The sequence below is a fragment of the Synechococcus sp. R6-7 genome, assembly GCF_047461695.1.
In the GTDB taxonomy this organism is placed as follows: domain Bacteria; phylum Cyanobacteriota; class Cyanobacteriia; order Thermostichales; family Thermostichaceae; genus Thermostichus.
The window spans coordinates 1-2,427 of record NZ_JANSHS010000117.1 but is presented as its reverse complement, the minus strand read 5'-3'; the positions used below and the strand labels follow the sequence as shown (position 1 = coordinate 2,427).

The window sequence follows — 2,427 nt, the reverse complement described above, 5'->3', positions numbered from 1 at the left end:
GCAAAGCTGCGACCGGAACCGATACCCCCCTCGAAAAAGCCCCGCACCGAGTTGCCGCCACCAATGGCAAAAGCATCGTAGGGAGCCAAGTCGCCGATGGTCGTGCCTGCTCGCACATCAAAGGCCAATACCTGCGGTCGCTCGCTGCGGGTTTCAAACAGGTTGACGGGAATGAACTGGCTGTAGCCGGCCTCGAGGCGGTTGGCATTCAAGCCATTTTGAAACAGACGTACCGACTGTTCTGTGGAGATGCGAAAGACCGAGCCCTGGCTGGGGCTGTTAGGGTTGTCGCGGGCGTCGTTGACGAGGCCAAACCGCAAGGTGGTGTAGCTGTCTTGGCCGCTCTCGCTGAAGGTAATCGGGTTGCCCAGCACATCGAAGCGCTGCTGCTCCCCGTTGCTGTTGCGAGCTTCTACAAATTGGATGCGGGTGCCCAAGCTGGCCCGCCAATTGCCCCCAATCGGGCGAGAGAAAGTCACCCCGCCACCAAGACGGTTGATGCGCACGGGATCCCCATTGGGCAGGGTGAATCCCTCATTAAAGACAAAGCTGGAGCTCTGCTGGTTGGAGATGTTGACGTTGTAGGAGGTGGGAATGTCCAGCGTGGCAATCCGCGGGTCGGTGAAGTTTAAGTCGAAGAGGGTTTCGTTGGTGCCCACCTGCACGTTGAAGCTGGCACTTTGGTTGTTGCCGCCCAAGTTTTGTTCGGAGACGTTGAGGCCGGCGAAGACCCCTGTGGCCGAGCTAACGCCGATGGTGCCGCCCAAGGTACCGGTGCGACGTTCTTCCACGTTCACCACCACCACCACCTTGTCGGGATCCTGGCCGGGGTTGAGCCCCACATTCACATCTTGAAACAGGTTGAGATTAAAAACCGCCTGCAGGTCTTCCTGGATTTGGTTGCGGTTAAACACATCCCCCGGCTTGGACTTCAACTCGCGGGTGATGATGAAGTCGCGGGTTTTGGTGTTGCCCTGAACGCGAATATCCTCGATCACCCCTTCGGCGATTTCCAGGGTGATGGTGCCGTCTTCAGAGGAGCGCACATCCGTCACTTTGGCCAGCACGTAGCCCTTATCGGCGTACCACTGCTCGATCTCGGCCACAGCCAGTTGCAGCTCGCCGAAGTTGAGCACCCGCCCTTCCTGGTCGGCAAAGGCGGCCCGCAGCACTTCCGGATCCAGAACTTTCGCCCCTTCCGTGCGCACGGCTTTCAGGATTGGGTTGGGCTTGACCTCAAAGGTGACCCGCACCCCCAAAGGCGTATCGGAAGGCACTGCCCGCACATCGGCAAACAATCCGGTGGCAAACACGGCATTGATGTCTTCCCGCAACTGGGATCGGGTGGAAACCTCGCCGGCGCGGGTGCGGATGACGCTGTAAACCCGGTTGATCAGCTCCGGATCTTCAGTGCCCTCAACCACTACCTCCGCTACCAACACTTCTGGCTCGCCGGCAGTGGGGGGTGGGGTGGGGGAGGGCTGGGCGGGGGTGTCGCCACCGGTGCGCAGGTCGAGGGTGCCGGGCTGAGGAACCGATTGCGCCCAAGCCGGGGATCCCATCAGCAGAGCGCTACGGGACGCTTCAGCAAACGCAAAAGCGGTGCAGAGCACCATCCCGCGGGTGAGCGCTGAAGTTAGCCAAGGGCGAAGTTGCCTGGAACGATTCATGGGGATCCCTCGCACACCAAAAAGCAAGATTGCAGAGCCGGGCCAAGCTTGCGTTAAAACCCTCTGCCGCCCAGCAGCGGACAATTGCCCTGGATTATATCAATCCCCATCCACCCAGATCCGAGCGTGGCCGCGAACCGGATTGCGGACTTGGGCAGTCTGGAGTGCAAAAAGCAGCTTCTCCCTCTCAAGGCAGGCGCAGGGATCCCCTACAGCGCTGGCCGCAAGACCTCGGCTCGACTTCCTCGGCAGCTAGGTTGACTTGGGAGTTGAGGATGACGACGGTGATGGGAGCAGGAGTGGGAGGCAAAGAGCGGCTGCTCCTCCAGCCCCAACTGTCGGCGTACTGTTGTGGGGGAACGTTGGGCAGGATCAGGACGGTGTTTTGCAGGACGTTGCTTTGCAGGGTGGTGGCGTTGCCGTTCAGGATCGCCATCTGCTGGGTGTGGGAAGTCTGAGCCAGGACGGCTGGAGCAAACCCGAAGCCGAGCAGAGCTGCCACTCCGGGGAGGAGGAGTTGGGTGGACAACATCGAGGATTCTCCACAAGACGCCAGGATGCCGACACTTTAGCCTGCTTTGCCCTCCGCTGAGTTGCCGCAAAAAAAGCTACGTGATGGGGAGGGATCCCTGCTGGGGACGTACAGCCGCGCGGCCCAGGCCCACAAAAAAGCCTGCAGAGGGTACTCTGTGCAGGCCCGTCTTGCTCGTCTGGATTGTCTTGATGGAGCTGATACATTCACGCTGAACTCTCCTGA

At 60.2% G+C, this 2,427-nt stretch carries 2 protein-coding genes; both read right to left on the bottom strand.

Annotated elements, in window-relative coordinates; translation table 11 throughout:
• A partial coding sequence (locus tag NW815_RS04165) for a BamA/TamA family outer membrane protein (protein WP_414415742.1) occupies positions 1-1,670 on the bottom strand: 1,670 nt, incomplete at its 3' end.
• Positions 1,671-1,857: 187 nt separating this feature from the next.
• A complete protein-coding gene (locus NW815_RS04160; RefSeq protein ID WP_011432412.1) occupies positions 1,858-2,202 on the bottom strand; it encodes a hypothetical protein in 345 nt (114 codons plus the stop codon).
• Positions 2,203-2,427 lie beyond the last annotated feature (225 nt).

What these genes read in the sequence shown, in the direction of transcription:
- NW815_RS04160 (WP_011432412.1), bottom strand. Translation starts at nt 2,202, where the DNA reads ATGTTGTCCACCCAACTCCTCCTCCCCGGAGTGGCAGCTCTGCTCGGC.